The following is a 16,902-nucleotide window of genomic DNA, read 5'->3' as shown; positions in this document are numbered from 1 at the left end:
AAAACAGGTCGACTAAGACCTGTTTGGTTTGATTGTTTATAAATCACTCAAGCGACGATGTTTAATACTGAAGTCAAAATAAGCATTTTCCTGAAGTTTGCGGAATATCTCTCTGTAGGCTTCTTCGTCAAAGTGATCTCCACGATAGAGAATCTCAAAACTCAAACCTTCATATTCCAAGAAAGCATTGGAAGTCTTGAACCCATTACGCTTATAGAAATCCCAACGTGCCTCACGTTGCTCAGGATTGTCATTTGGTTCATCCAAGCGCTCTACTTCCAAGACCATAGACCGAGATGGTCCATAAAAGTCCACCAGTTTATCAATAATCTCACTTCCGTAGCCATGACTCCGCATTTGAGGAACGATGGCAAAGAAACTCACATAAAAAACTTTGGCATTGTAGAGAACTGAGGCAAATCCAACAAAATCATCCTCGTCATAAAAGGCAAAGAAATGATAATCATCACGACCATCCAATTGTAAAAACTCACTTAATGGAATACGTTCTTCTTCTGGGAAGGCCTCGTTATTTAAGCGCTCTACCCTATCTAATTCTGGAAACTCCTTAGTAATTAATTGGCTGCGTAAAGCCATGTATTTTCCCCCTTTTTGATGCTTATACCTATAGGTTATTATAACACCTTGATAAGCAAGTTCAAGTTTCAAGGGATATGATAGATCTACAGATAAACTTCTCCTGCCATTTATAAATGCTTTTTTGCTGTCTATGACACCCCTCTTCTAAAAAAATAAAAAGACAACGACCATTTCTAGCCTTTGTCTTTTTGTGATTCATAAGCTATCGCTTATTTTTTCAATTCCCAAATTTCTTTAGCGTATTCTGTAATCGTATCATCTGAAGTGAACTTATGAGATTTAGCAATATTTGCCAAGCTCATGCGTGCCCACTTGTCATGATCACGATAAAGCGCATCGATTTTCTCTTGAGCTTCTACATAAGCGGCGAAGTCTTCCAAGAGGAAGTACTCATCGTTGTGGGTGATGAGGGCTTCATAGATTTCAGTACCTTCAGCTTGAGCATTTGGAATCGTACCGTTAACAAAGGTATCAACGACACGACGAACGACTTGGTTATTCTCATAAACTGCACGAGAGTAGTAATCGTGACGTGCATAGTGTTCATAAACTTCGTCCTTGTCCATACCAAAGATGACAACATTCTCATCGCCTACTTCATCCTTGATTTCAATGTTGGCACCGTCAAGTGTTGCCAAGGTAATAGCACCAGTCATCATGAATTTCATGTTTGATGTACCAGATGCTTCTTTAGAAGCCAATGAGATTTGCTCAGAGACATCAGCTGCTGGAATGATAAGTTCCGCAAGACTGACACGGTAGTTTTCAAGGAAGACAACTTTAAGTTTTCCTTGAAGGCTTTCATCATTGTTAACAAGATTGGCAACTTCGTTGATGAGTTTAATAACTGATTTTGCGAAGTGATAACCAGGGGCAGCTTTGGCACCAAAGATGAATACACGAGGTACCATGTCTTTATCTGGATTATCTTTAAGATCCCAATAAAGCTTGATGATGTGAAGAAGGTTAAGCAATTGACGTTTGTAAGCGTGAAGACGTTTTACTTGAACATCAAAGATAGCATCTGTAGACACTTCTACACCTGTTGTTTCCTTGATATAGTCTGCCAAACGTTGTTTAGCAGTCTTCTTAACTTGATAGAACTGGTTCAAGACTTCCTTGTCATCCAAGTAAGTTGTAAGGTTTTCAAGCTCATGGATATCGTTACGCCAACCGTCACCAATCACGTCATCAATTGCTGCTGAAAGTTCTGGAGCTGCAATTTGTGTCCAACGACGTTGAACGATACCATTTGTCTTGTTATTGAATTTTTCAGGATAAATAGTATAGAAATCGTGAAGGGTATCTTCTTTAAGAAGTTCTGTGTGGAGTTTGGCAACCCCGTTGACTGAGTGACCACCAATAATCGCCAAGTTAGCCATATGCACTTGGTTATCCTTCACGATACGAGTGCGTTCGATAACATCTGCAGCAACACCACGTCCAGCCATTGCAGCTACATAACGGTTATCTATTTCCAAGATGATTTGGTAAACACGTGGAAGAACACGTTTGAAGAGCTGTTGATCCCATTTTTCAAGGGCTTCTTGAAGAATAGTGTGGTTAGTGTAGCTCATGGTCTTAACAGTCGCATTCCAAGCATCTTCCCATGAAAGACCGTATTCATCAAGGAGGAGACGCATGAATTCAGCTGGTGCAACCGCAGGGTGAGTATCATTGATGTGAACAGATACCTTTTCGTGGATATCTTTCAATGGCAAGCCCATCTTGAGGTATGATTTGATAATGGTTTGGAGACCTGCACTTGTCATGAAGTATTCCTGAACCAAACGCAATTCTTTACCTTCAATCGTTGTATCATCTGGATAAAGAATGGCTGTAATATCTTTCACACGACGTCGAGCTTCAAGAGTAGGGTAATCCAATTCGTATTCTTCAGGAATTTCAACATCCCAAAGACGAAGGTTGTTAATCACACCATTTTGATAACCGATTTGTGGCACATCGTAAGGCACAGCACGAAGAACTTGAGCATTCTTATAAGTTGGAACAAAACGACCATCTTCGTCACTTTCAAGGACAACATCACCAAAGAGTTTTACATAGACAATATCATGGTCTTTACGCGTTTCCCAAACATTTCCTGTTGAACCAAACCAACCATCTGGTAGCTCTACTTGGTAACCGTCAACAATACGTTGTTTGAACAGTCCATAACGGTAACGAAGACCATTACCAAAACCTGGATAACCAGTAGTTGCAAGCGAATCCATGAAGGCAGCAGCCAAACGACCAAGACCGCCGTTACCAAGTGCCATATCATGCTCAGCTTCTACTACTTCACGGAAGTCGATGTCAAGTTCTGCGAAACCTTCTTTAACAAGGTCAAGAATACCAAGGTTGAGGAGGTTAGTTTCCAACATACGACCTGGAAGGAATTCGATTGAGAAGTAGAAAGCAATCTTTTCTTGATTGTCTGAAAGCGCATGGTTACGTTCAATCCATGTGTCAGTGTAATACTTACGAATCAAACCAGCCAAGGCTGTGAAAATTTCAGTTGGTGTAGCCTTAGCCACTTTAATCAACTGCTCATGATGGAGCGTGTCTTTAAAATCACGGATAAATTGTTCTTTTGTTAAATTTTCGACTTGCATAGAAATCCTTTCTTATACTTCTATACCTTTGATACACATCTTATAGAGTGAATATTCAGATAAGAGGGAATTGGAAATTTTCCTCAAACTTCCAAACCTTGCCAATCAAGATTCGAAACAGATATTTCAAAATCTTTATTTACAAAACTGTCAAAACAGTCAGGTTTATTATAACATGATTAGAGTTAGTCTTCTATTCAGATTTTTAGATATCTTCTCTTTCATTGCTTTATCAGCAAGATTGAGAGATGCTATCCTGACTTTTGTCAAGATTATATAGAAGCGTTTTCAAACGCTTTACACGAAGATAACTTTTCCCTTGCGAGAAAAGTTATCTTTGCAATTATACTAATTGTTTGTACAAATCAACATATGCCAAACTTGCTGTATCCCATGAGAAGTCACGTGTCATAGCATTGTGCTGGAGTTGTTTCCAAGCATCAGCATTCTTTTCGTAAACATCGAGAGCTTTTTCAAGGGTTTGAACCATCCAGTAACCTGAGAAGTTACCAAATGAGAATCCTGTACCTGAGCCTGTCACAGGGTTGTATGGTTCAACAGTATCACGAAGACCACCAACCTCGCTAACCACTGGCAAGGTACCATAACGCATAGACATCATTTGAGAGAGGCCACATGGTTCAAAGGCTGAAGGCATAAGGAAAATGTCACAACCAGCATAAATTTGTTGAGCCAACTCTAGGTTGAAAGTAATGTTGGCAGACATTTTTTCTGGGTAAGCGTGACCGAACCAAGAGAAAGAATTCTCATAGTCGCTGTAACCAGTACCCAAAAGAACAATCTGAACATCATGTTGCAAGATGTTGTGAAGTTCGTTGACAACCAAATCGAAACCTTTTTGGTCAGTCAAACGTGACACAATACCAATCAATGGAACGTCTTCACGAACTGGGAGACCAACACGTTCTTGAAGAGCTGCCTTGTCTTTGGCTTTACCTGACAAATCATCCACTGAGAAATGATAAGGAATGTGAGCATCTGTTTCTGGATCAAGGAGGTCCGTATCGATACCATTAACAATACCAGACAACTTACCAGATTCCATGCGCATGATTTGATCAAGACCTTTACCAAATTCAGGTGTTTGAATTTCACTAGCGTATGATGGAGAAACTGTTGTTACACGGTCTGCGTAAAGAACAGCTGCTTTCATCCAGTTGAGGCAGTCATTCCAACGGAGAGTACCATCAGCATAACGCTCGTAACCAACACCAAAGATTTCCCAAAGCATACCACTGTCAAATTGACCTTGGAACTCAATATTATGGATAGTGAAGACTGTCTTAATACCTTGGTAAGCTTGAATCCAATGGTATTTTTCCTTAAGAAGGAATGGAATCATGGCTGTGTGGTAGTCATGAACATGGAGAATATCTGGAATAAAGTCCACTTTTTCCATCAACTCAAGGGCAGCCATTTGGAAGAAGCCAAAACGCTCACCATCATCCCACTCACCGTATACCGTACCACGGTTGAAATACTGTTCATTATCAATGAAGAAGAAGGTCACACCATCACGTACAATTTTCTTGATGCCGACATATTGACGACGCCAACCAACATTTGTATAGAAGAAGCCAAGGTCTTCAACCTGATCGCCAAACTTAGCCGATACCACATCATAATATGGGAGAATGACGGCAACTTCGTGACCATTTTTGACTAGAGATTTAGGAAGAGCACCGATAACGTCACCCAAACCACCAGTCTTAGCGAAAGGTGCACCTTCAGCAGCTACAAATAAAATTTTCATCGTACAATATCCTCTGTTACAACGCTACCTTTTTTGATGACAACTGGGTTGTTTTCTGTACCGCGAATAGTAACACCTTCAGCGATTTCAACACCTTTATCCACAATCGCATACTCAACTGTAGCGCCTTTACCAACTGTAACACGTGGGAAGAGAACTGAGTAGCTCACGCTTGAACCCTCTGCCAAATCTACATTACGTGAAACCACTGAGTGTTCCACTTTACCACGTACAATAGAACCTGATGCAAACTGAGACACTTTAACTTCAGAAGAAGCTGCATAGTATGTTGGCTCTTCATTTTTAACTTTTGTATAAACTTTTTGGTTTGGTGCAAAAAGTTTATAGAATTTTTCTGATTCCAACATATCCAAGTTAGCATCAAAGTATGCTTTAACTGAGTGAATATTTGAAAGGTAACCAGTGTATTCGTAGGCAAAACCATTTTCAGAAACTGCCAAATCACGAAGCACATAACGAAGTTTACGTGGTTCTTCTTTAGCTGCTTCTTCTTCCAATTTTTCAATCAAATATGGAGTATCCACAACGAAGATGTCTGTTGACATGTTGTAGGCTTCTTTGTCTCCACCTTGGAAGAGCTCATGGCTAAGCACTTTGTCAGATTCATCAATTTCTAAAACACTGTTTACATCTGAGATTTGTTCTTTAGGAAGTTTTTTGTAGACAACAGTAATTTTTTGTCTTGTTGAATTGTGAAGGTGCAAGACTTGGTTAAGATCAATGTTGACCAAAACATCACTGTTAAGCGCTACCGTTTGGTCTGACCCTGAACGTTTAAGGTAAGTCAAGATTTGACTATAGTATTCTTTATCAACCGTTGAACTTTCAACTGGGGTGTTGTAAATACCAAGGTAGTAGTGGCTGAGGAGTGTTGACAAGCCCCACTCACGACCTGAACGAATGTGGTCGAAGACAGAACTGATGTTTTCGTTTTGGAAGATACCGAAGACGCTACGGATACCAGCGTTAGCCAAGTTAGACAATGGGAAGTCGATGAGGCGATATTTTCCACCAAATGGTAGGCTGGCAATAGGACGGTGTTCAGTCAAACCATCCATGTCATGGAACCCTACGGTATTTCCTAGAATTGCAGAATATTTATCAATCTTCATCTTTTGGTACCCCCACTACTTCATTGTATCCTACGACTTGCACTTCTTCTGTACCGTCAATTTCCACACCATCGGAAACGTGTGCCCCTTCACCGATAATAGCACGTTTAATTTTTGCGCCTTTACCAATAACTGCACCACTCATAATCACTGAATCTTCAACGACTGCCCCCTCACGAATTTGTGTATTTGTTGCAAGCACAGAATGTTTAACAGTTCCATCAACCAAACAACCATCAACAACAAGTGAATCTTCAACATGAGCATGCTCACCCAAGAAGTTTGGTGGAGCAATCATGTTACGTGAATAAATTTTCCATTGACGGTTACGGCTATCCAAAGCATTTTCAGGAGAGATATACTCCATATTTGCTTCCCAAAGGGATTCGATAGTACCTACGTCTTTCCAATAGCCTTCAAATTCATAAGCAAAGACGCTTTCACCTGTTTCAAGATAAGCTGGGATAACGTTCTTACCAAAGTCTGACATATCAACTGCGCTCTTTTCAGCTGAAACTAACATATTGCGAAGACGTTTCCAGTCAAAGATGTAAATACCCATTGATGCTTTCGTAGATTTAGGATTTTCAGGTTTTTCTTCGAACTCAACAATACGGTTATTAGCATCAGTGTTCATGATACCGAAACGGCTAGCTTCTTTAAGTGGCACATCAAGAACGGCGACAGTAAGACTTGCGTTGTTGTCCTTGTGAGATTGGAGCATATCGTCATAGTCCATCTTGTAAATATGGTCACCAGATAAAATCAAAACATATTCAGGATTGATGCTATCGATATAGTCAATGTTTTGATAAATAGCGTGGCTAGTACCTTCAAACCAACGATTACCTTCACTAGCTGAGTAAGGTTGAAGAATTGATACACCAGAGTTAACACCATCCAAGCCCCAACTTGAACCATTACCGATATGATTGTTCAAAGCAAGTGGCTGATACTGTGTAATGACACCTACATTGTTAATTCCTGAATTGGCACAATTTGACAAACCAAAATCAATAATACGATAGCGTCCACCAAATTGAACAGCTGGTTTGGCAATACTTTGGGTCAATTTTCCAAGACGAGTTCCTTGCCCACCAGCAAGGATCAAAGCCAACATTTCATTTTTCATGAATAGTCCCCCTCATGATTTTTAGTTCCATCCTCAAAAGGATGTGAAACAATCAGTCGAAACTGATTATGACAATTAAAGTAAGTTCCTCAGTGTGGCAATAGTTTGGGCATCAAACAGCTTCTTTCAACCGTGATTTCCTTGCTATCACCACTGAAAAACAAATCGTGTACACGTTTAAGTCTACCCTTTATTTCAAGCGACGTTTAACACGCCAGATACTTGCTCCAAGAGCTGGCAATGTGAAGCTAAGGGTATTTTCATAATCCTTCCATTTCGCCTTTTGGGTACGAGTTTCAGGATTTCCTTTTTTCCAGACACCACCGAATTCTTCCATCTCAGTGTTAAGCACTTCTTGATAAATACCAGCGACTGGCAATCCAATAGTGAAGTCTTGACGTTCCACTGGAGCTAGGTTGAAGACACAGACAAGAAAGTCACCCTTATCGCCTTTGTCATCCTTACGAATGAAGGAAAGCACACTTTCAGCACGGTTATCCGCGTCAATGATTTCAATACCATCGTAAGAATCATCAATCTGCCAGAGAGATTTATGGTCCTTGTAGAAACCATTCATATGGCTAGTGAAAGCCTGCATCTTCTGGTTCATCTCATCTTCAAGATTATTCCATTCAAGTTGGTAATCAAATTTCCACTCTAAGAACTGACCAAATTCAGATCCCATGAAGAGCAATTTCTTACCTGGGTGACAGAGTTGATAAGTATAGAGGTTACGTAGGCCAGCAAACTGATTGTAGCGATCCCCCCACATCTTATGCATCATACTCTTCTTACCATGAACTACTTCATCATGTGAGAATGGCAGAACATAGTTTTCATTGAAGCAATACATGAAACTAAAGGTCATCAGATTGAAATCATACTGACGGTAAACTGGATCTTCTTCGTAGAATTTGAGGATATCGTTCATCCAACCCATATTCCATTTGAAGTCGAAACCTAGTCCACCCTCTTCAATCGGTTGTGTAATTGGTGTTGCTGCAGTTGATTCTTCCGCAACCATCATGACATCTGGATAGCGTTTTTTAATCTCACGATTGAGTTTTTGAAGGAAGCCATAGCCTTCCAAGTTACGGTTACCACCGTCCTTGTTTGGCATCCATGGACCCTCATCATAGTCCAAATAGAGCATGTTTGAAACTGCATCCACTCGGATACCATCGATATGATAATTTTCAATCCAGTAAAGAGCACTTGAAATAAGGAAAGACTGTACTTGATTTTTTCCTAAGTCAAAGTTCAACGCTCCCCAACGATAGTTATGAGCTCGATCGTGATCCTGATATTCGAAAGTTGGTGTACCATCAAAGTAGGCTAAAGCATCGTCATTCTGTGTATAGTGACCTGGGACCCAGTCTACCAAGACACCGATATTATTCTGGTGACATGCTTCAACAAAATCTTGAAAATCTTCTGGTGTACCATAGGTATGCTCAAAAGCAAAGTAACCCATGAGCTGGTAACCCCAACTCATCCCAAGAGGGTGAGCCATGAGTGGCATGAATTCCACGTGGGTATAGTTCATCTCAACCAAATATGGAATCAACTCTTCTTTCAATTCTTTGAAAGTATAAGGTTGACCATCCTCTTTTAGTTTCCAAGATGATGCATGAGCTTCATAGATATTAACCGGACGTTTTTGGAAACCAAAGCGTTTACGACGACCCATCCAAAGGCCATCCTTCCACTTCTTAGTTTTCTTCTTACGAATCACAGCTCCTGTTCCTGGACGTGGTTCCAAGTAAGTAGCGAAAGGATCCATCTTTTCGACGACTTGACCTCCCTTACGTTTCACCAAGAACTTATAGAGTTGTCCTTCTTGAGGGAGGGCTGAACTTACCTCCCAAACACCGATATGGTTTTTGGTCATATCCAGAGGTTCATCAAACCAACCTGTGAAATCTCCAATTACCTGAATCTGCTCAGCATGAGGGGCCCACACACGGAAGACAAATCCTTCTTCTCCCTCCAATTCATGCACACCCAGATAATTCTGAAGGTGGAAGTTCTCACCTGTTCCAAACGTGTACATGGCTTCATCGAGATTCATACCATCACTCCTTTCTAAAACTAGCCTTGATAGATCTAACTATCAAGAAATTAAAACATTGAAATATATGTAAATACACTAGAAAACCCTTCAGATTGATAGGGCTCACAAGCGAATAAAACTGCTTGTGTAAGCGTTTCCTGTATTATAACATTTTTTGACTGCCTTGTCAGTAAATCTCCAAATCTTTTTTCATATTATTGAACACAAAAGTCTTACGTAATTTTCCAGAAATGTGCAATTCAACAATACCTGAATCGTACTCCGCTTTTGCGACATAGAGATTATCGTAAATATCTGCATATGAACGATATGACAATTCTGGTACGGTTTGCTTACGCTCAATTAATTTGGCAACTTTAGCAACCAAGTCTTTCTTAAGGGTCACTTGATTCCAATCCACCTGATTAACGGCATCAGGAGCATTGTAGCTATTCATGGCACGCTTAACATCCGATTCCGTGTAGTTTCCGTCTTCACCTGTTGCAACCATCTTACTACGCTGGAATTCTTGTCCCAACTGCATGAAACACATCCCTTGCATACTTAGATTAAGAGCATTTGCCAAGTAGATACGTTTTTCAATATCTTCTGGCGAATCATGTGGATGCAAATGATGCATAAGATCATTCAAATTGTAATTGTCATGAGCTTCAATATAGTTGAGAACCTGACCCGGCATGAGGTAGTTTACAAAACCACGGCTACCAAGCAGACTCTTGGCGATCTGGTCTTCCAATGGGGCTCCAGACACATAACCGTTACTGATGTGTCCATAGACTTCTGCCCCTTTAACGGCGTCACGCGCATTGTCATTGAAAAATCCGATTCTAGGCATCAAGGCTGCATTATCCTTCTTGCCCTTTTGATCCACAGGAAGACCAATTCCCATATCCCATCCTTCACCATATAGAAGAATCCTAGGATCAATATCATCCATGGCCGAACGAATGGCATTCATAGTAGCAACATCATGCAAACCCATAAGGTCAAAACGGAAACCATCCACTCCAAATTCTTCTGCCCAATAGGTCAAAGAATCAATCATATACTTACGGTACATTTCCTTTTCACTGGCTGTTTCATTTCCACATCCTGACCCGTCTTGGAAAGACCCATTGTCATGCATACGGTAGTAATAGGCCGGCACAGACAGTTGGAAGGGAGAGCTGTAAGAAGAGTAAGTATGGTTATAAACCACATCCATGATGACCCCAATGCCTGCCTCATGGTAGGCCTGAATCATCTTCTTAAGCTCTAAAATTGGTGCCACGGGATTCTTTTGATCAGCAGCAAATTGACGATCTGGGACATTATAATTCTCAGGATCATACCCCCAGTTATAGAGAAGCTTCCCATCTTTATCGTAGGTTTTATGGTGATCAAAGACCGGTTGCAACTGGACATAATTGTAACCCATGCGTTTGAGGTAATCAAAACCAGTCACATCTCCTTGGGCATTTTTAGTCCCTTTCTGACAGGCACCCAGGTATGTCCCTCTATAGGACTTCTTAACACCAGACGTCTCTGAGATTGAGAAATCACGGAGGTGCATTTCACAGATAACGGATGAGCAAGCATTTTCATTACGCCAGCTCGCTTTTTGCTTCGTAACCTTTTCATACCCTCTTGGTACAAGTCGCTTAGGATCGACCACTAAACTTTTTTTATTATCTAAGCTAAGGGCGATGCTATAAGGGTCTCTCGTATCCTGATAGAAGCTTTCCTCATGATACACACGAAATTGGTAGGCTACCCCATCCAAATCCTTTTTGACAGTGGCACTCCAAACACCGTGAGTATTCATCTCATGACGGTCCTTATTGATACTGGTTCCTCGGCTCATCTTAATGATTTTAGGGTTTTTACTGCCCTTTTTAAAAAGCAAGAGCTGCACACGACGAGCTAGAGGTGACCAAAGGCGAAACTCTGTAGCCCCTTTTTCATACTTATGACCTAACCAACCTTGAAAGCCCCACTTCTGGTCAAATTCCTGCCTTCGGAGAGCCATATCAAAGGCATGCTGGTCGCGACCTTCAAAACTATGGCTAGTCAAGGCTGCCTGTTTAGAATAATAAACCGTTGGATCACCTTCAACTATCCAAATAGCATTGGGAGCATCCCCTAGGAAGCGTCGGACACGATAATCATGTGTTTGCCTCGACCAGTCTTCCGTTTTGACCAAAAGATTGACAGAATCAATAAAACGATTAGAGGGAGAAGTGACCTGACCAACAAGGCCAAAATCATCTTCACGTGAAAAATGGGCTTCTTCGCCCCAATAACCATCTAGCCACTTCCACATACTGTATCGGGAATAGTCGCCATGCATACTATGAAAATGAACGGTTAATAAATTGTCCATTTTTTACTCCTTAGTTTTTATTACTCACTTTTTCTCCTATTATAGCAGAAAATGTTCGTTTTGTAAGCGTTCTTATGGAATATTTTGCAATTTTTTGGTCTATTTTGAACATAAAAAAAGAATGAGAAAATAAATGGCAAAACACTCATTTTTCTCATTTCTTTTGTCTATCTTAATTCTTTTAAAAACCAGGCTTGAGACTCTTTCCAGTTCATTATTCTTGAGTCATCAAAACCTTACGTGGTTTGGTACCTTCAGCTGGTCCGATAACGCCTGCTTCTTCCAACTCTTCCATCAAACGAGTGGCACGGTTGAAACCAACTGACAGACGACGTTGAATCATGGAAGCACTTGCTTTTTGTGTTTCAAGGACCAAAGCCTTGGCCTCTTCAAAGAGTGGGTCACCTTCTGAGCTACCACCATTGGCAGACGAACCTCCACCAAAATCATTCTCAGAAACTTCACCAGGGTCAAAGCTCTCATCGTAGTCAGCAGAAGCCTGATCCTTTATAAAGGTCACAATACGTTCCACGTCATCATCAGAAATGAAGGAACCTTGTAGACGAACAGGGTGGTTCTCATCAATCGGTTTGAAAAGCATATCCCCACGTCCGAGTAGCTTTTCTGCCCCATTTTCATCTAAAATGGTACGACTATCTGTTCCCGAAGACACCGCAAAGGCCACACGAGAAGGCACATTGGCCTTAATTAAACCAGAGATAACATCAACCGACGGACGTTGAGTGGCGAGAATCATGTGAATTCCCGCAGCACGCGCTTTTTGTCCCAGACGAATGATGGCATCTTCCACTTCCTTACTGGCTACCATCATCAAGTCAGCCAGCTCATCAACGATAACCACAATTAAAGGTAGGGGAATCTGTTTTTCTTGGGATTGGGCATTCCAATCTTCAACCTTAGCATTGTAGCCAGCAATGTTACGTACGCCAAACTTACTAAAGAGTTCGTAACGGTTTTCCATCTCATCTACCACTTTTTGAAGAGCCTTGGCGGCCTTACGTGGGTTGGTCACCACAGGGATAAGGAGATGAGGAATATCATTGTAAACAGAGAGCTCAACCATCTTAGGATCGACCATGAGGAACTTAACCTGGTCAGGACGAGCCTTCATAAGAATACTAGAGATGATTCCGTTAACCGCAACCGATTTACCAGAACCTGTTGACCCAGCCACCAGCAAGTGGGGCATCCGTCCCAAATCAAAGCTACGAGCCGAGCCATCAACTGCCTTACCGAGAGGAACTTCCAAGAGCTTATTAGGATCCGTCTTGGACTGTTCCCAAAGTTCACGGAAAGAAACCGTCGCAATCTCAGAGTTAGGCACTTCGATCCCAACCAAAGATTTTCCAGGAATAGGGGCCTCAATACGGACATCTTTCGCAGCTAGAGCCAGAGCCAAGTCATCAGCTAGATTTGAAATACGATTAACACGAACCCCAACAGCAGGCTTGACCTCGTACTTAGTCACTGATGGTCCAATTTCGGCTCGCTCAACCTTGACGTCAATATTGAAACTCTCGAAAGTATCTTCTAAGATTCGAATATTCTTACGAACGATGTTTTTCTCTTTAGATTGACTCTTAGGCTTATCAGGTGCAAAGAGATCTATCTGAGGTAATTTATACTGTAAGAGCTCCTTCGGTGTGAAATCAACCTCGACAGGTGCATCATCTCCCTCAACAACCATAGATGGTGGAAACTCCTCGCTTGGCACATCCTCTGGATAAGGTGCATAATCTTCTTGGAAATCCTCATAATCCTCTGGAGGGAGATTATCATAGTAGTCCTCAGAAGCATAATCACTGATTTCAGGTTCAGATGCAAAAATCTCAGTTTCTTGTGGTAACTCCTCTGCAGCATCATCTAAGATTTCTCCCGTCTCCTCGTCAACAGTTAAATCAGCCAGACGCTCGGCTTCGGCACGTTCTTCCGCCTCACGTTCTTTCTGAGCCTGACGTTCTGCCTTCTTTTCCTGACGTTGTGCTATCCGTTCCAAACGCTTCTCAGCCCCTTTTTGCCAAGCTTCCTTAGCATACTCCATGATATCCAAGACATCCCAAGGGCTAAGAATGAAAGCCCCTAAGAGAATAATCAATACCCCAATCATGAAGCTACCGATATTTGAAAAGAGGAAGGAAATCGGTTGATACAGAAGAGCCCCCAACATACCACCACCCACAAAACGAGCTACTTGCACACTCACAAGTTCCCCAAAAAGCAAGTCCTTGGTACCAGGGAAAATATCCAGACCGTTCATACGATCTAGACTAAAGAGATAGGCATGAAACTCCAACAAGAGCCCCGCGAAGACCATCCAAAATCCTGTGACATAGTTACTGTGTTTACGTAACCATTTAAAGCCAAAGAGATAAACATAGATAGCAAAAATTAAAGGGTAAGCCATACTCCCCACAAATACGCGAAAGATATTATAGAGGGTAACCCCAAAGAAACCCAATCGAAAGACTGGGAAAATTAAGACAAAGGCAAAAAAGAAGGTCCATAGCATTCGCTTAATCGCCTTCTGTCTGTCTAATTCTGCTTTTGTAAGACGCTTCTTACCGTTCTTAGAAGCCGCCCCTTTTTTCGTTTTTTTCGTTGTAGCCATAGGTGTATTATACCACGTTTTTAGACATGAAAAAAGAGAGACAAGTCTCTCCTTAGATTGAAGACAAAGTCTTCTTTTGACATTATTCTTCAATTAACGATGTTGAGTGAACCGGACGATTCTTACCATCTGGATCAATATATTGAATAGCTTGGTTGATAGCGATAGGAGCTTCACCCATTCCCACAGCAATCAAGTCAATCTTACCTTCATATGCTGCTGCATCACCGATAGCATAAACACCCTCTTGTGAGGTTTCAAATTGAGCATTAACAGTAACGCTAGAACGTTTATAGTCAACGTTCCAGTTACGAAGGTTTTTATTGTTGGTTGAGAAGCCAAAGCTAACAATAAGGGTATCAAGCGGCAATTCCACAACTTCATCTGACTTCACTTTTTGAACAGTCAAACTTTTGGCAAGACCACTTTCACCCTTGATTTCAAGGGGTACATAAGGTGTCATCACATTAACTGATGATTGATGAAGAAGCTCTACACTATGCTCATGGGCACGAAAAGCATCACGTCGGTGAATCAAAGTCACGCTCTCAGCAATCCCATCTAGGTGATTGGCCCAGTCAACAGCTGAATCCCCACCACCAGCAATCACAACCTTCTTGCCAGCAAATTGGTCCAAGCTATGCACATTATAGAACAAGTTATTATCCGCATAATCTTCTTCATTGTCCACACCCAAAGGACGGGGAGCGAAGGCACCATTCCCACAAGCAATGACGATAGCCTTAGACAAGTGTTGACCCTTGCTAGTAGCAATCGTGAAGATACCTTCTGTTTTTTCAAAGGTTTGAACTTCCTCTTTCAAATGAATGCTGACACGATTTTCAAAACGCTTAAGCTGGGTCAAGAGATTTTCTGTCAATTCGGCACCTGTCGTTTGAGGAAAGGCAGGGATATCATAGATTTTCTTCTCAGGGTAGAGAATGGCAGGCTGTCCACCAAGCTCTGACAGACTCTCAATAATATTAACAGTCATGCCACGTAGACCGGCATAAAAGGCAGCCCAAAGTCCTACTGGTCCACCACCAATAATGGTAATATCATAAATCTTTTCTTCTGACATTTTATTTTCCTTCTGCTTTTATCTCTTCTAAAATCTGACGTTCTTCATCCGTAAAGTCATAGTTTTCCAAAAGATCTGGTCGACGCTCCCAGGTCTTACGCAAACTCTGCTCCATACGCCAACGTCGAATATTGACGTGGTGCCCTGACAAGAGAACATCTGGCACCTTCATGCCACGAAACTCAGCTGGGCGCGTGTACTGTGGAAATTCCAAAAGCCCTGATGAGAAACTATCATCCTTATGACTAGCTTCCTTACCTAAAACTTCAGGAATCAAGCGGACAGTCGCATCTACAATAGTCATTGCAGCCAACTCTCCCCCAGTTAAGACAAAATCTCCCAAGGAAATCTCATCCGTCACTAAGGTTTTGATGCGCTCATCATAGCCCTCATAGTGACCACAGATAAAGACCAATTCCTCTTCTTGCGCCAATTCTTCTGCATAGGCCTGATCAAAGGTACGACCCGCAGGATCTAAGAGAATAACGCGAGGTTTTGTGACGTCTAACTTGTCAAAGGTATCAAAAATTGGCTGGGCACGTAGCAACATACCTTGACCGCCACCGTAAGGTTCATCATCTACGTGACGAGCCTTCTCAGCATTTTCACGAAAATTGTGATAGTTGATTTCTAGAAGGCCCTTATCCTTTGCCTTACCAACAATGGAATGCTCTAAGGGAGCAAACATATCTGGAAATAGGGTCAAGATATCAATCTTCATCGTCTAATCCTTCCATGAGCTCAACCTCAATACGACCAGCTGCAACATCAACATCGAGAACTACAGGTGGGATGTATGGCAAGAGCAAATCTTTCTTACCTTTACGTTTTACTACCCAAACATCATTAGCACCCGGTTGGAGAATCTCTTTGACCTGACCAATCAAAGTATCACCTTCGTAAACATCAAGGCCAATGATTTCATGGTAGTAAAATTCCCCATCATCAAGGTCTGTTAGGTTTTCCTCAGCAATCTTGAGGTTACAACCCTTATACTTCTCCACATCATTGATATGGTAAAGCCCCTTAAACTTAACGATATCAAAGTTTTTATGTTTACGGTGACTCGCAATCTCAACATCCATGATGTAATTGTCTTTGTCATCAAAAAGGGCTAAGACACTCTTCTTCTTAAAACGCTCATCCGCAAAATCTGTTACAGACAAAACACGAAGTTCCCCCTGCAAGCCCTGTGTATTCACAATCTTTCCAACGTTATAGTATGTCATTGAATTTCCTTATTATATGTTTTCTTATTCAAATGAAACCACGACTCGACCAACTGCTTGGCATCGTCTGATAACCATCACAAAACAAACATTTTACATCAGGTCAAGGTCTTGTCATTTATGATTTTAAAGTGGTATAAAATGTCTGGCCTAGGCCAGTCAACCCCTCTATTTTATCAAAAAGGACACAAAAAAACCAGCTTTCTCTAGCTGGCACTTATAGTCCGTACGGGATTCGAACCCGTGTTACCGCCGTGAAAAGGCGGTGTCTTA

Annotated in this window: 11 protein-coding genes; all 11 read right to left on the bottom strand. The window is 41.5% G+C overall.

Going from position 1 to position 16,902, the window contains the following annotated elements:
• Window positions 1–36: 36 nt before the first annotated feature.
• Window positions 37–597 (bottom strand): GNAT family N-acetyltransferase, encoded by a 561-nt coding sequence (locus tag AX663_RS04730; RefSeq protein WP_022496317.1) that lies wholly within the window; start codon window positions 595–597, stop codon window positions 37–39.
• Between the two features lie 212 nt (window positions 598–809).
• Window positions 810–3,215: a glycogen/starch/alpha-glucan phosphorylase gene (locus AX663_RS04725; RefSeq protein ID WP_060972859.1), complete on the bottom strand. Its 2,406-nt coding sequence runs from the start codon at window positions 3,213–3,215 to the stop codon at window positions 810–812.
• A 343-nt stretch (window positions 3,216–3,558) separates the two neighbouring features.
• On the bottom strand, window positions 3,559–4,989 hold the full coding sequence (glgA, locus tag AX663_RS04720) for a glycogen synthase GlgA (protein ID WP_060972858.1): 1,431 nt from the start codon (window positions 4,987–4,989) through the stop codon (window positions 3,559–3,561).
• Window positions 4,986–6,122 (bottom strand): glucose-1-phosphate adenylyltransferase subunit GlgD, encoded by a 1,137-nt coding sequence (gene glgD / locus AX663_RS04715; RefSeq protein WP_060972857.1) that lies wholly within the window; start codon window positions 6,120–6,122, stop codon window positions 4,986–4,988. Before glgD ends, glgA begins: the two co-directional genes overlap by 4 nt.
• On the bottom strand, window positions 6,112–7,254 hold the full coding sequence (locus AX663_RS04710; protein WP_060972856.1) for a glucose-1-phosphate adenylyltransferase: 1,143 nt from the start codon (window positions 7,252–7,254) through the stop codon (window positions 6,112–6,114). Before AX663_RS04710 ends, glgD begins: the two co-directional genes overlap by 11 nt.
• A 190-nt stretch (window positions 7,255–7,444) precedes the next feature.
• Entirely contained in the window at window positions 7,445–9,325 is a 1,881-nt protein-coding gene (gene glgB / locus AX663_RS04705; RefSeq protein ID WP_049545333.1) for a 1,4-alpha-glucan branching protein GlgB, read from the bottom strand.
• 169 nt (window positions 9,326–9,494) lie between these two features.
• Complete coding sequence (gene pulA / locus AX663_RS04700) at window positions 9,495–11,690, bottom strand: type I pullulanase (RefSeq protein WP_060972855.1); 2,196 nt, start codon at window positions 11,688–11,690, stop codon at window positions 9,495–9,497.
• A 214-nt stretch (window positions 11,691–11,904) separates the two neighbouring features.
• Window positions 11,905–14,319: a DNA translocase FtsK gene (locus tag AX663_RS04695; protein WP_060972854.1), complete on the bottom strand. Its 2,415-nt coding sequence runs from the start codon at window positions 14,317–14,319 to the stop codon at window positions 11,905–11,907.
• An 82-nt stretch (window positions 14,320–14,401) separates the two neighbouring features.
• A complete protein-coding gene (locus tag AX663_RS04690) occupies window positions 14,402–15,400 on the bottom strand; it encodes an NAD(P)/FAD-dependent oxidoreductase (RefSeq protein WP_060972853.1) in 999 nt (332 codons plus the stop codon).
• 1 nt (window position 15,401) lies between these two features.
• The gene (trmD, locus tag AX663_RS04685) at window positions 15,402–16,121 is read right to left on the bottom strand and encodes a tRNA (guanosine(37)-N1)-methyltransferase TrmD (protein ID WP_060972852.1); all 720 of its coding nucleotides are present in this window, start codon (window positions 16,119–16,121) and stop codon (window positions 15,402–15,404) included.
• Entirely contained in the window at window positions 16,111–16,629 is a 519-nt protein-coding gene (rimM, locus tag AX663_RS04680) for a ribosome maturation factor RimM (RefSeq protein WP_060972851.1), read from the bottom strand. The genes trmD and rimM overlap by 11 nt, the downstream gene beginning before the upstream one ends.
• Between the last annotated feature and the right edge of the window lie 273 nt (window positions 16,630–16,902).

The sequence above is a fragment of the Streptococcus sp. CCH8-H5 genome (genome assembly GCF_001556505.1).
Taxonomy (GTDB): Bacteria; Bacillota; Bacilli; order Lactobacillales; family Streptococcaceae; genus Streptococcus.
This window is presented reverse-complemented; position numbering and strand designations above follow the sequence as displayed.

Excerpts from the sequence above, each read along its gene's own strand:
- AX663_RS04730 (WP_022496317.1), bottom strand. The coding sequence starts at position 597 with ATGGCTTTACGCAGCCAATTAATTACTAAGGAGTTTCCAGAATTAGAT.
- AX663_RS04725 (WP_060972859.1), bottom strand. The coding sequence starts at position 3,215 with ATGCAAGTCGAAAATTTAACAAAAGAACAATTTATCCGTGATTTTAAA.
- glgA (WP_060972858.1), bottom strand. The coding sequence starts at position 4,989 with ATGAAAATTTTATTTGTAGCTGCTGAAGGTGCACCTTTCGCTAAGACT.
- glgD (WP_060972857.1), bottom strand. The coding sequence starts at position 6,122 with ATGAAGATTGATAAATATTCTGCAATTCTAGGAAATACCGTAGGGTTC.
- AX663_RS04710 (WP_060972856.1), bottom strand. The coding sequence starts at position 7,254 with ATGAAAAATGAAATGTTGGCTTTGATCCTTGCTGGTGGGCAAGGAACT.
- glgB (WP_049545333.1), bottom strand. The coding sequence starts at position 9,325 with ATGAATCTCGATGAAGCCATGTACACGTTTGGAACAGGTGAGAACTTC.
- pulA (WP_060972855.1), bottom strand. The coding sequence starts at position 11,690 with ATGGACAATTTATTAACCGTTCATTTTCATAGTATGCATGGCGACTAT.
- AX663_RS04695 (WP_060972854.1), bottom strand. The coding sequence starts at position 14,319 with ATGGCTACAACGAAAAAAACGAAAAAAGGGGCGGCTTCTAAGAACGGT.
- AX663_RS04690 (WP_060972853.1), bottom strand. The coding sequence starts at position 15,400 with ATGTCAGAAGAAAAGATTTATGATATTACCATTATTGGTGGTGGACCA.
- trmD (WP_060972852.1), bottom strand. The coding sequence starts at position 16,121 with ATGAAGATTGATATCTTGACCCTATTTCCAGATATGTTTGCTCCCTTA.
- rimM (WP_060972851.1), bottom strand. The coding sequence starts at position 16,629 with ATGACATACTATAACGTTGGAAAGATTGTGAATACACAGGGCTTGCAG.